Raw genomic sequence first — 19,287 nt, 5'->3', positions numbered from 1 at the left:
CTAGAGTCGCCGCCTACCACTGCAATCGAAAATAATGTTCGTCTTTTTCAACAAATTTCTATATATGAAATTCATTCTAATACTTCCAAAAAAGAATTTTGCAACGTATTCTAGTGCTTTTAATTAGTTTTTACTTTTATCAACCCTTTATGCTAACCATCCAATCAAGAAAATAATTCATAATATTACCTTCATAGTAAAACAATATATTGAGAAAAAATTCTGTTTACAAAATTGTTATACTTTATTTTTAAAACTCATTTACCTTCTATATCATATAGGATAATATTATTATTTGGAATAAACAATTAGACAAAGGAGCACTAAAATGGACATGATAGAACAAATTTCGCATTTGCAATTATTGAATCAATTCTGGATTATTCTTTTATTCCTTATACCAATGGTTCTAATATCTAGAACTGTTGTTGCTGGAACAAGATATTCCCCTATTTTAATTATTGTTATTTTCGGGTTAGCAATGGGGTACATACTTGTCATAAGTGACGTTGCAACACCGGGTCTCCCTGAATTCCCATTTGTTAACCTTATGGCTGGTACTACTATTATTGCATTGATCGCAACATTCTTCGTGGGTGGACAAGAACTTCGAAAAATTCTAGGTAAAAAAGAAGTTGATAAAGATGATTTTGTAGTCCCATCTGATGAAGAAACAGTTTTAGGAACATCAAGAACACAATTTGTTTTTATTATTCGCGCTTTATTCATTTTATTAGGTATTGAAGGAGTATCGCGGATTTTACTTGGTACGGGTGGGAATTTAAATGAATTATCCAATTATTACCCACTAATCGCATATATCGGTTTAATAGGCTCTATTATATTAATTGATAACAAAGCGAAAATAAAAAACAAGCATCAATACATCCGTAAAGGTGTCATTGAAATCTTTATGATTATTGTAGTTTTATTCCTTTCGTTCCATGTTGCTGCAATTATTCAACCACTAATCGCATTACCACAAATTTTCTTTGCGATGATGATTTCTGCAGCACTAGGTGCCATTTGCTACCGCTGGCATTTTGGACCTACACTACGTTCCTTATTATTTGCAGGTATCCCAGTTGTTTTAGCTGGTAACTTTATGGTCGGAGGATCAAGAATTGGTGATGCTTTTGCTATTGAAGGAATGAATTCTGTCCTAACTTATGGGTTTTTCGGTCAGTTATTTTGGATGTTTGGAGGAATTGCCCTCCTAATATGGATTGCTAAAACAGCAAATGCTAGAAACTTAGCGCCAGGTATGGCTGGAGCATTATCCCATTCTGGATTAACAGGAGCTTGTACAGCTGGTGACTTCGGTTCAATTGCTGCAAAACGAGCACCAATTATGATCAATATACCGTTCTTCGGACATATTTTCGTTTTCTCGATTTTAGCTGTCAGTGCTGACCTTGGTAAGCTATGGATAATTCCAACCATTATTCTTGTACTTATTGGTATTGGATTAACAATTCTCTCATTAATTAAAATGAGAAACGCAAATGGCAATGACGCAAAAGAAGTAAATGCACTAATGATCTTTTCATTCGGTTGGCAAATAATGGCTGTTTTCGGTGGATTGTTCCTATTAAGCTTAAGTCAGATGCCATTTGATTATGCTGCAATGGCTCAATCAAGTGCTATTTCTCACTTTGGTTTATTCGCTGCCATTCAAGAAGGTATGTTTGGAGCAGATGCTGCATTACTTATTCCATTTATCTTTTCTATGCCTTTCCTTGTTCATCCACTTGTATTCTTCATGTTCGGTAGAGCAATGGAAAACGATGGTGAAATGCCAATTAAGCCAGTATACGTATTAGCAATAATTGGAGTAGTTGGAGTTATTGGTTCCCTATTTATCTTTTAAATAATGGTATTAAAGCTAGCATGGACATTCCTTGCTAGCTTTTTCTATGAATACACTGAAAATAGCTGTTATCAAAATTAATGGTATTCGCAAATATAGGGCAGGTTAATCATTCCCTACACCCCACTTAGCTTTCCTTCACCACAAGGGTATAAGTGTGACATCTGCTCTGCTTCACTTTCGTTCGCAATTACAGTGTCTTCTTTACCGCGGACGACCTGCCAAGCCTCCTCGGTCGTTCCACTCCCTGCGGTGTCTCTTGGGATTCCACTCATTCCAGTTGAATTAAAATTATTTTCATCCTCCATGGTGCAAGTTTCACTTGTATGGAGGTCTCCCCTGTTGTGTAAACTTTTCTAAAAAATTCAAATAGATTATATTTTTCTCAATCTAGATATAGTATAATAACAATTAATTCGGAAATCGAAATAAAAAAGGAGTGAACTACATGTCGGTAGAGTTAACAAAGAGGCATGAAGTAAAAGAAGAGGAAACATGGAAAATTGAAGATCTCTTTTCTTCAAAAGAGGCATGGGAAAAGGAATTAAAAGACTTAGAAGATTCCCTTACGGATGTTACAAAATATAAAGGTACCTTTAATGATGGTGTAGAAAACCTTTATCAATGTCTCCAAGCCCAAGAGAAATTCCAACAGCGATTAATTCTAGTTAGCACCTATGCTCATCTTAAATTAACAGAGGATGGAACAAACCCAGAATCACAAAGTAATTTTGCCCTGTTAAGTAGTACAGTTACTAGAATTAACACAGCCTTAGCATTTATCCAGTCCGAGATTTTATCATTATCTGATGAGAAAATTAATGCTTATTTTCAGGAAGAAAAAGGGCTAGAAGATTATCGCATACCATTAGAAACAATTCTTGAAAAGAAACCTTATTCCCTATCTCCTGAAACAGAGGAAATTTTAGCATCATTAGGAGAAGTACACGATGCACCATACCGAATCTATTCAACGAGTAAATCTTCGGATATGACTTTCGATTCTTTCGTCGATGGTGATGGCAAAGAGCAACCACTATCCTTTGCCTTATTTGAAGATAAATACGAACTTTCTCCTAACACAGAGGAACGAAGAAATGCCTATGATTCCTTCGTAAAAACTTTAAAGAATTATGAAAATACGTATGCTTCTGTTTATGCTACAGAAATAAAAAAACAAGTAGCTTTAGCTAAGATTAGAAATTATCCATCCGTTACACATATGCTTTTACAACCTCAAAAAGTAAGCATTGAAATGTACGAAAACCAATTAAACATCATTTATAAAGAATTAGCGCCTCATATGAGACGTTTAGCTAAATTAAAAAAACAGCAGCTTCAACTAAATGAAATGAAATTTTGCGATTTAAAGGCACCTCTTGATCCTGAATTTCAACCTGAGACAACGTATGAAAAAGTATCACAAATTATATTAGACTCCCTACAAGTCATGGGGCCAGAATATTTAAATATTATGGAAAAAGCACTATCAGAACGATGGGTAGATCGAGCAGATAACGTAGGCAAAATGACAGGGGCATTCTGTTCAAGTCCTTACGGAGCACATCCATTTATTTTAATGACATGGAAGGATACGATGAGAGGTGCCTTTATCCTTACCCATGAATTAGGACATGCTGGTCATTTCTATTTAGCAAATCACTATCAACGTGTTGGAGATACAAGACCATCAACGTATTTTGTAGAAGCACCTTCTACAATGAACGAAATGTTATTAAGAGACCATTTACTAAAAACAACAGATGATCCACAAATGCGACGATGGGTAATCTTACAATCCCTTGGAACATACTACCATAACTTCGTTACTCATTTATTAGAAGGAGAATTCCAACGTCGAGTATATAAGCATGCAGAGGAAGGGAAGCCACATACTGCTGCAACACTAACAGGAATTAAGCACGAAGTACTTCAAGGATTCTGGGGTGATGCTGTTGAATTAGATGAATATGCAGGACTTACATGGATGAGACAACCTCATTATTATATGGGCTTATATCCGTACACATATTCAGCAGGACTTACAGCTTCTACTACTGTGGCTAAAAAGATTCAAGAGGAAGGTCAGCCTGTAGTTGATCGTTGGTTAGAGGTTCTGAAGGCTGGAGGCACAAAAACTCCTCAAGAATTAATGGAGCACGCAGGGGTCGACATGACAAATCCAGATTCTATTCGTCTTGCTGTGGATTATGTAGGCACTCTTGTTGATGAACTAGAAAAAAGCTTCCAGTAGTGAACATGAAAGTAGAAATACTCACTAAAATAACTTGAAGCTCTAAAAAATGTATTTTATTAGACACTAAAGAGTAGCTGTCCTATTCACAAGTCATTTACAATGAACGGTTAGGACAGCCTCTTCTTTTTTCTAGGCTGTATTAAAGGATAGTGTTGTCTTAGTAGAAAATCAACTACATAATTTAACAGAGCCTTTTTCTAAAATCCCCTTGGCCTTTATATATGCCAATAATCATTAAAAACAATATTATTCCTTACTGAGCTTGTTAATTGAAAATATAATAACCAGATAGCGTGATTTTGTTCATCTGCTGAAGCTCTTTGAAACATTTGATTAATTTGTGGATGAAAAGATTGATCTGATAATGCTAAGTAAAAATCCGTTGCACTTTGTTCATCAATAAAGGCGTCTCTTAATGATTCAAGATAATTTGAAGGACATTTTCGTAAAAGCTCTGGTTCATATTTTTCCCCTTTTATAGAATAATAGAGCTCTGAAAATTGATTAAAATGTCGTATTTCATCTTGCCTAATTTCTTTAATAACTTCCTTCTGTTTAATCGTTGGAGCATTTTTTTCCATTTGTTTATATAAATATATAGAAGTATATTCCTCATTTATTACTGTAATTAAATGACTTAACAACTCCCGATTCTCTCCTGAACTAGCATAATAATGAGATGAATACACGTTTTATTAACCCTCCTTACCTTCCTAACTATTCTATATATGTATATGATTTTACGTTGGGCACGTGATGATTTTTTCTGCACCTCGTCATATTGCTTTGAACATGTTATAATTTTTAAGACTTTAAATTAGTAGAGGATGATTATGAACAATGATTACAGTAACAAATGTAAGTTTACGGTTTGGAGATCGTAAGCTGTTTGAAGATGTTAATATTAAATTCACACCTGGAAATTGTTATGGCTTAATTGGTGCAAATGGAGCTGGTAAATCTACATTTATTAAAATACTATCTGGTGATATAGATTCACAAACTGGTGATGTAAGCATGCCTTCTGGTCACCGAATGGCTGTGCTTAAACAAAACCACTTCGAATATGAAGAGCATGTTGCCCTTGAAGTAGTAATGATGGGACATAAAAGATTGTACGAAGTAATGAAAGAGAAAGATGCAATTTATATGAAAGCCGATTTCTCTGATGAAGATGGGATGAAAGCAGCTGAGCTAGAGGGAGAATTTGCAGAAATGAACGGCTATGAAGCTGAATCTGATGCAGCCATTCTCTTAAAGGGCTTAGGAATTAACGAAGATCTTCATCAGAAAAAAATGGCAGATCTTTCTGGAAATGAAAAGGTTAAAGTTTTGCTTGCTCAAACTCTTTTTGGTAATCCTGACGTTTTATTACTAGATGAGCCAACAAACCACTTAGATATTGAAGCTATCCAATGGTTAGAAGAATTTCTAATCCAATTTGAAAATACAGTAATCGTCGTATCACATGATCGACATTTCCTTAACAAAGTGTGTACTCATATTGCAGACCTAGACTTTGGAAAAATTCAAGTATATGTAGGTAACTATGACTTTTGGTATGAATCTAGCCAACTTGCTCAACGAATGGCACAAGAGCAAAACAAAAAGAAGGAAGAAAAAATTAAAGAACTACAAGCTTTCGTTGCACGTTTTAGTGCAAACGCATCTAAATCAAAGCAAGCAACTTCACGTAAAAAGCTGTTAGATAAAATCGAATTAGACGATATTAAACCATCCTCCCGTAAGTACCCATATGTTGCCTTTAAGCCAAATCGCGAAATAGGTAATGATGTTCTACAAGTAGAAGGGTTAACGAAATCAATCGATGGTGTAAAAATATTGGATAACGTAAGTTTTGTATTAAATAAAGATGATAAAGTTGCTCTTGTAGGAAGTAAAGAAATTGCAAAAACAACACTTTTAAAAATTCTATCTGGTGAAATGGAGCCGGACAGTGGTACGTATAAATGGGGGATTACAACATCCCAATCTTATTTTCCAAAAGATAATGCGAAATACTTTGAAGGCTGTGATTTAAACCTTGTTGATTGGTTACGTCAATATTCACCAGAAGATCAAACGGAAACTTTTTTACGAGGATTCTTAGGTAGGATGCTATTCTCTGGTGAGGAAGCCAAAAAGAAAGCTAGTGTATTATCTGGAGGAGAGAAAGTTCGCTGTATGCTGTCTAAAATGATGCTTAGTGGCGCAAATGTCCTTATGCTTGATGACCCTACAAACCATTTAGATTTAGAATCCATCACTGCATTAAATAATGGACTTATTAATTTTAAAGGTGCCATGATTTTTACATCTCACGATCATCAATTTAATCAATCTATAGCTAATAGAGTGATCGAATTGCAAGATAATGGATTATTTGATAAGGAAATATCCTATGATGAATATATAGAAATGAAAACTAAAATAAAGTAGAAAACAGACCAAAAGATCCTCTTTAAAGTTAAGAGGATCTTTTGGTTACACTTGAGTCAATTTCATCATTCTTTATTTCATTGTAAATCACGAACATTTATACAGAAAGCTTATATTTAATTCAATCTCCGCTTCAGACGTATCAATTACGCTTAAGGGCAGCCCATGTCCTGTGGACAACGGCGTAATCTCGCGGGTCCTGTCTCTGTATTGCTCTTTTGTTATATGCGTCGAGACTACTCGAAGCTTATTCGTGAAGTAAATGCTCGTCGCTAGAGTCGACGTCTTCCTCTGCAATCGAAAATAATGTTCGTCTTTTTCAACAATATTTCATTTATGAAATCCATTCACTTCTATAAATAATTTTATTATTTTACAAATACATGTAATTACCTTAAATAATTTTCCCTTTAATTATTCAAGGTGATCGATGAAGTTAAATACCCCATCCTCATTACGACGGATTTCCTTAACCGATTTAATTGCATCCAGATTAAGGTGGCCATAAATATGAGGAAACATGATTCCTGATTCTGATAAGTCTTCAAGAACAACTAAACTCTCTACTTCTTTAGAATTAATCTTTAATAGCAGGAGCTCCTTTTCCTCTGGAAATAGATCATTACCAATAGATATCATTTGCTCTTTCGTTGAACAATGGATAAATCCTTCTTTATCTACTGACTCTGGCCAATAAACATCATCCTGCTGCCATTTCTCCCAATCATTTCTACGCACCACATGATAAATCACTTGAATTCTCCCCCTCACCAACATCATTAACACTATTACCACATTGATTATAAAGGTTTTTATTGTTAATGTGTATGGGGTTCACCCAATTTCAAAAAAGAATCTATCTAAATGTTACAACTTTATGAACAATAGAAATATTTGCTAATCCTACAAGTTTTCTATCCTCACCCTACTACCAATTCCACCTGCTTCAGAAGGAGTTACAATTAATTTTCTAGGTAATCGTTCTCTTAATTCAGGAACGTGACTAATAACTCCTACAGATAAGTGAGTTGAGTGTAACTTTTCTAATGCATGTATAACCGTCTCTAAAAGATCTTGATCTAACGTTCCAAAGCCTTCATCTAAGAAGAAGAATTGAAGTGGATATTCACCCTTTAATTGAATAGATGCAGATAATGCTAGGGCTAATGCAAGGGAGGTTAAAAAGGTTTCACCGCCTGACAAGGTGGAAACTGGACGTTTTACACCACCATTACTATCATCGCGGATGACAAAGCCACCATTTGAATCGACTTCAAGAGCATAGCGTCCACGTGTAAGAGCATGTAGTCTTTGTGATGCTAATCTACTAACCTGTACAAGCTGTTCCTCTGCTACATATTCTACAAATGCTTTCCCACGAAATACCTGATCTAGTTTCGATAGCTGACTATGTTCCTTTTCTACTACTTTTAATTTTTGCTGCAGCTGTTCGAATCGATTAACACGTTTTTCCATTTCCATTAAGGCTGATTCAGTAGCACCATACTTCGAACCTAGTTGTTCTATTTCTCCTTTTGTATCTTCAACAAATTGCAACGTTTCTTTATATTTTTCAGAAGTAATTTTATTGTCTCCTAATTGACGTATGCAATCTTCCATTTTTGTTTGAAGCTGTTTCTTCTTATCATTAAACAGATTGATTGTATCTTCTAATTCTTTGATTTTATCAGCTGATAAACTGTTTCGCTTAACTTCATCACTTGTTTTAAAGGAAGTCTCCTGAAGTTGCTTATTCCAGTTTAGCTCTGCTCTTTCAAGGCGTTGAGTTGCATGACGTAATGCTTCATTACTAGTAGTGATTTCATACTCTACTTTCTTTTCCAATTCCTTGCAATGTTTATATGCGTTTTCAGCATTTTTACACTCCTTTAGTAAGGAATCTAATTCAACTGAATAGTTGTTAATAAGTATGTCTACGTTATTTCCCTCGATTGATTCAAGTATTTCCTTTTCCTTTTTGGAAATCCCTATCTTACGCTGATTAGCTTCTGTTTTCAATGCAGATTCTTTTATGGAAAGTTCGTGTATAGACTTTAAATGCTTCTCCACTTTCTTCTGTTTCTCTTCAATATGAGGAACACTTTTTTCAATTCTAAGCCTTAATTGTTCTGTTTGTTCTTCCTTATGCTGTAACTCTTTAAATTCTTCACTTATGTGTTCATAGTTTAATTGAGGAAAGAGTCCTCTCCATTCTTCTATCATATGATTAACTTTTGCCTTTAATTGTTGTGTAAGTTCCTTGGTTTCTTCCAGTCGTTCGTATACTGTTTTTACGTTCGTGGAAAGATCATTAAACTCTAATTTTAGTTCTTCATATACATTTAAGTCTTCATTCACCTTAAGGAAAAGTTGATCAATTGCTTCCGTTTCTTTTTTTAATTTGTTCTTCTGGTTTCTCCATTCCTCTATGGCTTCCAATTTATCCCCTTTCCATTTTTCCATTTGTGTAGCATTCATAACTTCTTCGTCTACAGTAGCACTAATTTCTACATTCTCATCAATAAATCTTTTGAGTTTCGTGGAATACTCATCTAGCTGCCACTTTTTCTTATCGATATTCCGTTCCTCTGCATTGATTTCTTCAAGTATTTCATCAATCCATGAAACATTTACTTCCTCTATTTCATGATGTGTATGACCAACTTCATCAGCTTCAATAGGATGTTCTGTGGATCCACAAACCGGACATGCTTGTCCATCAATTAATTTAGCACGTAATTTTTTCGATAACTCCAGTTGTTCACTTTTTTCCAAATCCTCTTTGTAATGTCTTAATTGTAGGGATAGGGAGCTCAGCTTCCGTTCCTCATTGGAAATTCTTTCGTACCAATGATATATCTGAGAGAAACGATCTTTTAAAACCTGATGTTTTAGATTTAATACATCGTGTTGCTCATTGTAGTTCTTTTCAATCTTGTCCTTCTTTTGAACTATAACTTCATGTTCTTGTGCCTTTTCCTCTAGCTGCATTTTAATTTGATTGATCATTTGCTTTTTTTCAATCGCTTGATAGATCTGTTTTTTATATTCAGACGATGTGTATACTTTCTGAAGCTCCACTTTGAGCTCGTTTTGCTTTTCTTCATATCGCATTCTATCGTTATCCGCTTTGTTTTTATCCTCTTCTAGCTTCTTTATTTTTTCTGTTATCTCTACCAACTGTTTATCTAATGCTTTCAATTGGTCCTTCTCTTCTTGTAATAATTCCTGCTCTTTTTTTATTTGCTGTAACTGTTCAATTCTAATCCGTAATCTTGTTTCATTCTTTTCCTTTTCGTCTTTTAATTCGTTAAATTCTTCTTCTGCCACTACTGTTTTATGTCTTACTTCTTCAACTTTTTTACCAATCTCTTCAACTCGTTGTTGAAATTTATCTCTTTCCTCTATACTCGATTCCCATTCCTTAATGTAAGGTAATAGTACAACTGCTTCTCTTCCATTTATAAGTCTTTGCATATCATCAGACATTTTCTCTTCCTGAGAAGTAAGCTGCTCTAACTGTTGTTCTACCGTTACTTTTTGCTCTTGCCAGTGGACAATCTCCTTTTCAAATGCTTCCTGTTCCTCTAGTTTTTTTAGCTTAGATTTCCTAAACACCATTTCCTTTTTTATTATCTTTAATGATTCTTTTGCCTCTTCAAGGGCTTCTTTTGAAGCATTACCTAACCCTAGTTGCTCTTTTTCTACTAGCTCTTTTTCATGCTTTGTCTTTGTAAGACGGTTTTTCAGTTTCCACTGAAGTTCATCTCCATATTTTTCTAAATGAAATAATCGTTGTAGCATTTGTCTCCGATCGTTCCCTTTAAGTGATAAAAACTCAGAGAACTTCCCTTGAGGAAGAACAACAGCCCTAGTAAAGTCATCAATAGATAAGCCGAGCAAGTCTTCTATCCCTTTATTAACATCCCCAGCTTTATCAGCTAGGACAACAGGGGTTCCTGTTACCTCAAGAAATCGACATGTTGCGGAACGAATAGATATCTCCCCACTTCTCTTAAAGCTTCTTTCCACTTCATACCGTTTCGTTCGTTCACCTTGACCTAATTGAAAAGTAAAAGAAACAAATAATTCATCTTCAGCATGATTTAATATTCCTTGTGTATTGTTTGTGGCTCTTTCTACTTTTCCATATAAAGCTAATGTCATAGCATCAAGCAAAGAGGATTTCCCACTACCTGTTGGTCCAAATATTCCAAATACACCACCTTCACAAAGAACCTCGAAATTAACTTCTTGCTTTTCTCGAAAGCTGTGTAGCCCTTTTACACACAATTTTATAGGCTTCATTCTACTACCTCCTCATTTACGAGCTCTAAGAAAAGAGATACTAGGTCAGCTTCAGGAGTAGCTCCACCAGTTTGTCGTTCATAGAACCTTACAAAAAGTTCATCTATAGGAAGCTGCTTTTTACGATAACCATCAATTTGTTGAATCTCCTCTTTAAAAATAGGACGAATAGTTAACAATCCGGGATACGCCTTTTTCATTTGATGTATTTGCTCAATGGTAGGAGTATGCTCCATATAAACGTCTAATTCAATCCACGCATTACTATCTCTTTTTTCATCCATCCATTGGAACACTTGAGGTAAACCTTCTGTCGCATTCCAACGGACAAGAGGTTTACCAGAAAGCAAATAAACTTCTTCTATTATAGGCTCTTTCATAGGTTCTACATCAACAATTGTCACTGATTTAGCATAACCTGCTTCAGAAAAACTAAATGCTAAGGGAGATCCTGAATATCTTGCACGCCTTGGTGATCGTTTAATATCTTGTGGACGATGAAGATGCCCTAGAGCAGTATATTGAACATTATCAGGAAGGGTGGTAGCACGAATGGTATATGCTCCGCCTACTTCTATAGGTCTTTCTGATTCTGTACTATTCCCCCCTGCTACAAATAAATGACTCATGGCGACACTAACTTCATTCTTTGGAAGTTCTTTCGTTAGCTCTGAAAATATATCTTTAATCCGTACATCATAGGCATCACGAAGAGATTCTTCATCTCCAATTTCTACAAAACTCTCCTTCAGTCTTGACTCAGAAGGATAAGGGAGTGCTGCAATATTTAATACTTCCTTTCTTCTTGGAACGTGAATCTTCAATTTTTCAATTGTTGGATATCCTAAAATGTTTATTCCTTGTTTATTTATTAAGGATCTTGTAGCTGATAAACGATCTGGGTGGTCATGATTTCCAGCAATTATAATAATAGGTCTCGTCCCATTATCACTTAACTTTGCCATACTTTCATAAAATAGCTCTTCCCCTTTTGCTGGAGGATTTACGGAATCAAACACATCACCAGCCATTAAAATAGCGTCAATTTTCTGATCTTCTACAATTTCATATAATTCGTCAAAAAATTGTTCGTGTTCTGCTAATCTATCTCTTCCTTCTATTGTTCTACCGATATGCCAATCGGCTGTATGGAGTAAACGCATCTCGTTCACCTTCTTTCGTTCTTCATTGTTAAAACATGTGCTCCATCAAAAAAGAATAAATATGCTTCATCTATCGTTCGATTCCAACTTTTTTCTATGGCTTCAATATACAGTGAAATTTGCACTTTATATCGTTTTTTTAATGTCTCTTCTGCTTCCTTTATCCCCTCAGGAAACACTCCGGCTATCGTATCAGTTTTATAATCTAGTATTATGATATGACCATCTTCGTCTTCAAAAACACAGTCGATGATACCTTGAATTAAAACCGTTTCTTTCTCAGCAGAGTTGCTCCATGTTTGAAAAGCTTTAACAGCAGGAATCCCTAAACTAAATGGAATCTCTCGTTCTATCCACTTAGAAGATAATAAACGCTTTCCAATTGTTGTCTTTAAAAATTGTTCTATTTCATCTGTATCAACTGCTTCTGCTTCTTCCTTTAGAAGTAATTCCTTTTCTACCATAAGAAAAATCTGTTCTTCTATTATTTCCTTCGTAATCTGCCCCTTTAAAGGGATATGTTGCATAACACCGTGAATTACTGTCCCTCTTTCTGCAGCACTTAATGATTTCTTTTGTAAGAATTTGGGCCGATTTGCATATCTAGAATTAAATTTACCTACAAAAGGTTTCTCACTATATTCATCCATCATTTCTCTTTTTAGCTCAGTTACAGTCTGTTTTGATCGGTGGGAGGCTGAATTTTTAAAGGAATATGACCATTGAAGTCTTTGTTCCACAACTTCTAATAAATGAGATTGGAATGGTACAGGTTCATAATTAGTAAGAAGAGATTCTACTTTTTCCTCTGCTGAGAGCTTCTCTTCCTCTCTAGCTATTTGGAGTTCCTCTTGTTCGATAATAGATACATTCCATTTAGAAGGATCCGCACTTATGGTCCCTTCTACAATAGATTCCATTTTTAATAGATTCTTCTGAACTGTACCATGTCTCAAAACAGCTGGACCAATCCAATCTAAATAAGAATTACTTTTTTGTCTTTCTACAGCCGGTAACAACCAATGAGCTTCATTTAAAGATTCCTGCCATTTTTCTATTGATTTTTCAGCATCATTGACAGTACCAATAATAAATAGCTTTTCTTTAGCTCTCGTTAAGGCAACATACAAAACACGCATTTCCTCTGCCAATGCCTCTAGTCTCATACGTTTTTTAATGGCTAATTGTGGGATGGAAGGATATGCAACTCGTAAGGTAGGATCAATATACTTAGCTCCAAATCCAAGATCCTTGTGAAGTAAGTAAGAACCATTTAAATCCTGCATGTTAAACTTTTTATTTGCACCAGCAACAAACACAACAGGAAATTCTAACCCTTTGCTTTTATGAATGGTCATGATTCTTACAACATCCTCTTGCTCACCTAGAGCACGGGCTGTACCTAAATCATCACCTCTCTCTTGCATCCTTTCAATAAAGCGTAAAAAGCGGAATAATCCTCTAAAGGAAGTAGTCTCGTATGCCCTTGCTCGATCATACAATGCTCGTAAATTAGCTTGTCTTTGCTTACCTCCTGGCATCCCACCAACATAGTCAAAATAACCCGTATCACTATATAAATTCCAAATAAGCTCTGCTAAGGAACCTGAACGTCCCTTCGAACGCCATTCCTCTAACTTTTTAAGAAAGAATGCTGCCTTTTCCTTCATTTCTTCCTCTGGAGATTCGTTTGCTGTTATTTTAAGTGCTTCATAGTAGGAGCAATCACGCCCCATAATTCTTACGTGGGCTAATTGCTGTTCATTAAATTGGTATATCGGTGATCGTAAAACAGAAGCAAGTGGAATATCTTGAAAGGGATTATCAATCACCTTTAATAAAGACATCATTACTCTAACTTCAACAGCTTCAAAATAGCCTGTAGAAAGGTCTGCATAAATAGGAATTCCTTCTTTTTTGCATTCATCCATAATTGTTCCTGCCCAAGGCATAGAACGCATTAATATAACAATATCTCGATACGAAATAGGTCTTGTTGTTTTCAACGTTTTATCATAAACAGGGTATTTTGCTTGTATCAATGACTTTATTTTCTTAATTATATACCTAGTTTCCATCTGAGACGTTTCTAAATCCTCATCTAAAACTACTTGTTCGTCACCTGGCTCTTGAACAGTTAGAGGTGTACCTTTATTGATGATCCCAACTTCTGTCTCTAAACCATCTTGCTCTGGATAATCTTTGTTCCCTAAGCGTAATTCTGCATCCAAATCATACGTGATCTCTCCTACTTCTTCGTCCATCACTTGTCGAAACAAAAAGTTTGTAGCGTCTAATACTTCTGTTCGACTTCGGAAGTTTTTGGCTAAATCAATTCGCCACCCGTCCCCATCTCCAGCTTTTTGATAATGCTTATATTTGTTTAAAAATAAAGATGGTTCAGCTAAACGGAACCGATAAATACTTTGTTTCACATCTCCTACCATAAAGCGATTGTTTCCATTGGATAAAAGAGAAAGGATCGTTTCTTGGACGAAATTTGTATCCTGGTATTCATCTACTAGCAATTCTACAAAATGGTTTTGGAACTCCATTGCTGCTCTCGTAGGAAGCCATTGTCCATTACTCCCCTTCTGTCCTAAAATTGCTAAAGCAAAGTGCTCTAGGTCATTAAAATCAACGACCCCTTTTTCTCCTTTTATTTCTTGAAAGCGTTGTGAAAATTCTTTAATTAAGTAAACGATTGTTTTAATAGAAGGAGCCATTCTCTTTAATTCTTCAAGCATTGTAGGAGGGTGTTTAAGAAATAAATCCTTTTTCAATGTTTCCACTTGTTTTTTTGCCTGATCTCTAAAATTCTTTGCCCGTTCCTTTAGCTTTTCATCTACTATTTCTTTTTTTGATAAAGTTTTCAATCGACCAAACCCTGCTTGTTGAAAAGCGAAGTATAGGTCTTCCCACGAATTTGTTTGTAATAGATTTTTTATATAAACGATATCTTCTTCTAAGTTCTCATTATATTTTGCAGGACCAGCTGGTTCCTTCGTTAGTTCCAATCCTTTTTTCACCCACGATAAAGCCCCACTGAGTTGCTGCTTTACATCTTGAAGCAATTCCTCCGTCCACGGTAAATCATCTAACTGTTGTACTTCATTAAGCTCGTATGTTTTCACCATATCATCTAGCCACTTCATAGGATCAGGATGGGACCTTGAGAATGTATATAACTTCCGTATTAATAGACGTAGGGCGTCGTCACTTCGGTCCCCACTGAACCGATCCACTACATCAAAAAACTCTTCGTTGTTCTCTTTCCCATACTCTTCTTCAAATAATTCATCTAATATTTCTTCAACAATTAACTCTCCTTCTATGTCATCTACTATACGAAAATTTGGGTCCACATCTATTTCGTAATAATATTGCCGCACAATCTTCATACAAAAGGAATGTAACGTTGAAATATTTGCTCGATTAAGTAAAGAAAGCTGACGCCTTAGATGAAGAGAGGTAGGATTCTTCTTTAATTCCTTTTCTAATGCTTCACCTATCCTATTCCTCATTTCTGCAGCAGCAGCATTCGTAAATGTAGCAATAAGCAAACGATCTACATCCACCGGATTATCTATATTAACAACTTTTCGGATAATGCGTTCCACTAATACAGCTGTTTTCCCACTACCTGCTGCGGCAGCTACTAATATATTATTTCCAGATGCATCAATGGCCTTCCATTGATCATCTGTCCAGCTGACATCTTCTGGTTTAGGATTCACCTTCATCTATAGCCCCTCCTTCTTTTCTAATTTTCTCTATAGCTTCATCCTTTTTTAACTTTGTAAGCTTCCTATATTCATTCGTTTCTATTGAACTATCAAATTGACAAACAGATGAGAAGGAACAAAACGTACAAGCTACATGTTGTTTCGTTTTTACAGGTTGAATATCAAGGTTTCCGTCAGTAATGGACGTTCCAATAGCCTTTACCTTTTTCCGTAAAAATGATTGAATACTGGAATAGTCATCACTAGAAATAACGGAAGAATCAGAATAAAACTCTCCACTTTTTTTCAATGCTGCTGGAATGATGGTAGATCTTCCTTGGTCAATCGAACTATCCATTAGCCGAGCAACATCAGGATCTGCACTTATTAGTCCTTTCATTTTAAACTGCTTGAATAGCTCTTGTTCAATTTCATCTAGTGTCATCATTTCCGTCGCTTGTATTAAAGGATTATGAACATGAAAATAAAGAACTCCCGCTGGTGATGCCTTTGTTCCTATCCATCTTTCTGAGAAGGAAACAACTACATCTAAATAGATAAGCATTTGTAGAGATAAACCGTAATAAACATCAGATAAATGAACATCTTTTTTACTAGACTTATAATCTATCACTCGTAATAAAAGACCTTCTCCATTATCTGCTCGATCGACACGATCAATTCGACCAACAAGCTCCATTGTATGGCCATTATCTAACTGAAAGCGAAGAGGAGGAAGCTCTTCATTTGGACCGAAGCCTACTTCTAAACCAACTGGAGAAAATCCAGAGGCTTTTGACTGTTCAGCCAGTACTGATGAAGCTCGAGCCACTACTTCCTCAAGCTTTTTCTTAATATAATGATAGCGATTGGAGCTTAATAAAATTTGTCGTTGAATGTTAGGCGCTAATTCATTAACAATTTCTTTTGCTAAACGATGGCATTCATCCTTGGTAAGTTGAGAAAAATCGCGACCACTTTTCATTAAGTATTCTGCCATTTCTTTTAAAGCAGCATGAAATAAAGTACCAATATCAGGAGCCTCTAACTTGTATGTCTCACGTTCTTTCAGGGATAGCCCATAGTTTGCAAACTGTGCAAATGGACACGATTCAAATTGCTCCATTCTGGAAATACTCGTTTGTATTTCTGTTCCATATAATTGTGAACTAATATTTTCTGGTAATGCACTACCTTTATTTTTATAAAACAGGCTGTGGAGCACCATTTTCACTTGCTTTTCCCATGAATATTGACTAACGAACCAATTATACACATCCCACCAATAATGTGGTATAGGATATCCCTTTTTCCAAGATTGAAGTTCCGTTGTTAAATAGGATAAAGTCTTTTTTGGCCCGTTTATAAATGATAGCTGCTCATCCTCTGTCATCTCAGTTGGATCCGAAAACCAAAGCTTCTCTTCTATAGTCGGAAACAAGTCCTTTAATCTATTTATTGATATAGAAGGCTGGAGGGTCCTCCCCTCAGCATCTGCAAGAGGATAAGTCAAATATAACCGATTCGAAGGGGTTGATAGACTTAAATAAAGTAAGAACATCTCATTTAATAACTGAATTGTGCTACTAGGTGCTAAAGCTACTCCTTGTTTGTTCAGACTCTCTCTTTCTTCTTCAGAAATCATACCACCTTCATTTGGTGTTGCTGGTATTACCCCCTCATTCACACCTAAAATGAATGCACACTTAATATTAGTTAGGCGGGAATGCTCCATATCAGCCACAATCACTTGGTCAATAGCAGGGGGAATAATGGAAAATTTTAAGCTTTCCAAACCTGTATCTAATACTTTTCTAAACATATCAAAGGAGATTTTTTCCTCCCCAGATACTTCTACCAGTTGATCCAGCAAATCAATTACTGCATCCCATACTTGATCATGCTCCTTTGATCGTTGAAGCTCTTCAGCATTTAATGCATCATCACGTAAATTTTCTAGCTTCTTTGGAATATCACATCGTTCCAAAAATTCATAAAGTACTTCGCAATATTGTTGAACAGATTTCCCTTTCTTCATTCCTTTTTCTAATAATCGGATAGGAAAAACTAAAGCACTTCTTAATTCATTAATTTCTGTTTCAAATTGTTGTTCTTTATAAGAACCACTTTTCTTTTCATTTGCTGAGGTTCTTATCCTTCTGTATTTCCAAGGTTCTCCTTCGTACCATCTTGAACCTTGTATACCATAAGAAAGAACATAATTTTCTAACTGATCTACTCTTTCCCTCATTTCAGGAACATTCTGATCCTTAGAAAAGAGTAAATCTGTTTTAAAACAACGAAATACTGCTTCATATCTCCAATTCCCTTGAATAATTTCCATTGATGATCGAATTAATTCTATGACAGGATGATTTAACATTGTTCTTTTTTGATCCATAAAAATTGGAATATCATAATCTTCAAACACTGTATCCAATAATTCAACATATTCATTTAGATTCCTTAAATAGAGAACGATATCTTGATAACGATACGATTTATCTCGCACTAGATGAAGTATTTCTCTAGCAACCCCTTCAACTTCACTACGTCGGTGTACTGCAGCTATTACTTCAATACCGTCATTATTATTACTTGCTACAGTAGGTCTTACATCAAAAAACTTTTCTAAATGTACTAATGCTTCTGCTTTAAAACGGTAGTTTTTCTTTAGTAAAATAGGATCCTTCAGTTCTACCTCTGCTGCATGAGCTATGTGACTAATCTCCTGGTAGGTTCTAGCAGTTTCAAAGAATAAGTCCAATTCATTTAATCTTTCATTTTCGTCATAGCTACGATCGATCGTTAATGAAAAAGTAATTTCCTTACTATGAACCATTAGCTGCTGGATAACATTAAGTTCTGAAGGTGTAAAAGCATGAAAGCCATCCATGTATATATGAGCCTTACGTAAATAATTTGATAGGGGAATTTGTTCTGCTAATAACCTTAAGTAGTCTTCAGAACTTACATAGTGGTTTGATAATTCTTGTTCAAACTGGGTAACAATGATACGTATATCATGGAGCTTATCCTTAAGAATTTCCTCTTGAGGTCGTCTATTGTCTTTTACATTTAATTTCTCAAATTCTTCGTTTAAGGCTTCTATACTATCATATCGTTTTAATTCCGTTATCATTTGCTCCAATTGTTCAATAAAACCATTTGTATCTGTGGCTTTTTTAAATATTGAAAAGTTATCCTTTTCCCTCTCAACAATTTTTCTTAAGAGCATTTGGATTCCTGTACTTTGAATATGATACTTAGCAATGCCACCTGTTTCTTGAAGAATTCTTAATGCAAGCCTTGAAAAACTCAATACTTGTATTCTTGTCATCCCCTGTAGCTCCGATCTTACTAATTGCATTTCAGACTGAAACGTCATTTGATCTGGAACAAGATAAATAATTGTGCTACCTTGAGGATCAGACGATGTATCTTCAATCATTTTTTTTATAATTTTTGTTGTTTTTCCTGTACCTGAACGTCCTAATAAAAATGAAACGGACAATTCTCTCACCT

Annotated in this window: 10 protein-coding genes; 3 read left to right on the top strand and 7 right to left on the bottom strand. The window is 35.3% G+C overall.

From position 1 onward, the window contains the following. Nucleotides 1–328 precede the first annotated feature (328 nt). Nucleotides 329–1,870: a hypothetical protein gene (locus QA612_RS19670; RefSeq protein WP_278285537.1), complete on the top strand. Its 1,542-nt coding sequence runs from the start codon at nucleotides 329–331 to the stop codon at nucleotides 1,868–1,870. 116 nt (nucleotides 1,871–1,986) lie between these two features. On the opposite strand, the gene QA612_RS19665 is transcribed toward QA612_RS19670, so the two are convergent. Beyond that, a complete protein-coding gene (locus QA612_RS19665) occupies nucleotides 1,987–2,178 on the bottom strand; it encodes a hypothetical protein (RefSeq protein ID WP_278285536.1) in 192 nt (63 codons plus the stop codon). A 140-nt stretch (nucleotides 2,179–2,318) separates the two neighbouring features. On the opposite strand from QA612_RS19665, the gene pepF reads away from it, so the two are divergent. Next, complete coding sequence (gene pepF, locus QA612_RS19660; RefSeq protein WP_278285535.1) at nucleotides 2,319–4,124, top strand: oligoendopeptidase F; 1,806 nt, start codon at nucleotides 2,319–2,321, stop codon at nucleotides 4,122–4,124. Nucleotides 4,125–4,342: 218 nt separating this feature from the next. On the opposite strand, the gene QA612_RS19655 is transcribed toward pepF, so the two are convergent. Then, entirely contained in the window at nucleotides 4,343–4,816 is a 474-nt protein-coding gene (locus QA612_RS19655) for a ferritin-like domain-containing protein (RefSeq protein WP_278285534.1), read from the bottom strand. Between the two features lie 151 nt (nucleotides 4,817–4,967). Here QA612_RS19655 and QA612_RS19650 point away from each other — a divergent pair, with 151 nt between their 5' ends. After that, nucleotides 4,968–6,566 carry an ABC-F family ATP-binding cassette domain-containing protein gene (locus QA612_RS19650; protein ID WP_278285533.1) on the top strand — a complete coding sequence of 533 codons (1,599 nt, stop codon included), beginning with the start codon at nucleotides 4,968–4,970 and terminating at the stop codon, nucleotides 6,564–6,566. A gap of 414 nt (nucleotides 6,567–6,980) precedes the next feature. On the opposite strand, the gene QA612_RS19645 is transcribed toward QA612_RS19650, so the two are convergent. The 5 genes from QA612_RS19645 to addB form a co-directional block, all read right to left on the bottom strand. Then, a complete protein-coding gene (locus QA612_RS19645; RefSeq protein WP_278285532.1) occupies nucleotides 6,981–7,319 on the bottom strand; it encodes a DUF952 domain-containing protein in 339 nt (112 codons plus the stop codon). Between the two features lie 150 nt (nucleotides 7,320–7,469). After that, entirely contained in the window at nucleotides 7,470–10,874 is a 3,405-nt protein-coding gene (locus QA612_RS19640) for an AAA family ATPase (RefSeq protein ID WP_278285531.1), read from the bottom strand. After that, nucleotides 10,871–12,037, bottom strand: coding sequence for an exonuclease SbcCD subunit D (locus QA612_RS19635; protein WP_278285530.1), 1,167 nt, complete (start codon nucleotides 12,035–12,037; stop codon nucleotides 10,871–10,873). Before QA612_RS19635 ends, QA612_RS19640 begins: the two co-directional genes overlap by 4 nt. 5 nt (nucleotides 12,038–12,042) lie before the next feature. Next, nucleotides 12,043–15,780, bottom strand: coding sequence for a helicase-exonuclease AddAB subunit AddA (gene addA / locus QA612_RS19630; RefSeq protein ID WP_278285529.1), 3,738 nt, complete (start codon nucleotides 15,778–15,780; stop codon nucleotides 12,043–12,045). Beyond that, a complete protein-coding gene (gene addB, locus QA612_RS19625; RefSeq protein WP_481804457.1) occupies nucleotides 15,764–19,285 on the bottom strand; it encodes a helicase-exonuclease AddAB subunit AddB in 3,522 nt (1,173 codons plus the stop codon). The genes addA and addB overlap by 17 nt, the downstream gene beginning before the upstream one ends. Nucleotides 19,286–19,287 lie beyond the last annotated feature (2 nt).

The organism is Evansella sp. AB-P1 (assembly GCF_029688925.1).
In the GTDB taxonomy this organism is placed as follows: Bacteria; Bacillota; Bacilli; order Bacillales; family Salisediminibacteriaceae; genus Evansella.
The sequence above is the reverse complement of the archived record's forward strand: the minus strand, read 5'-3'. Positions and strand labels throughout refer to the sequence as shown.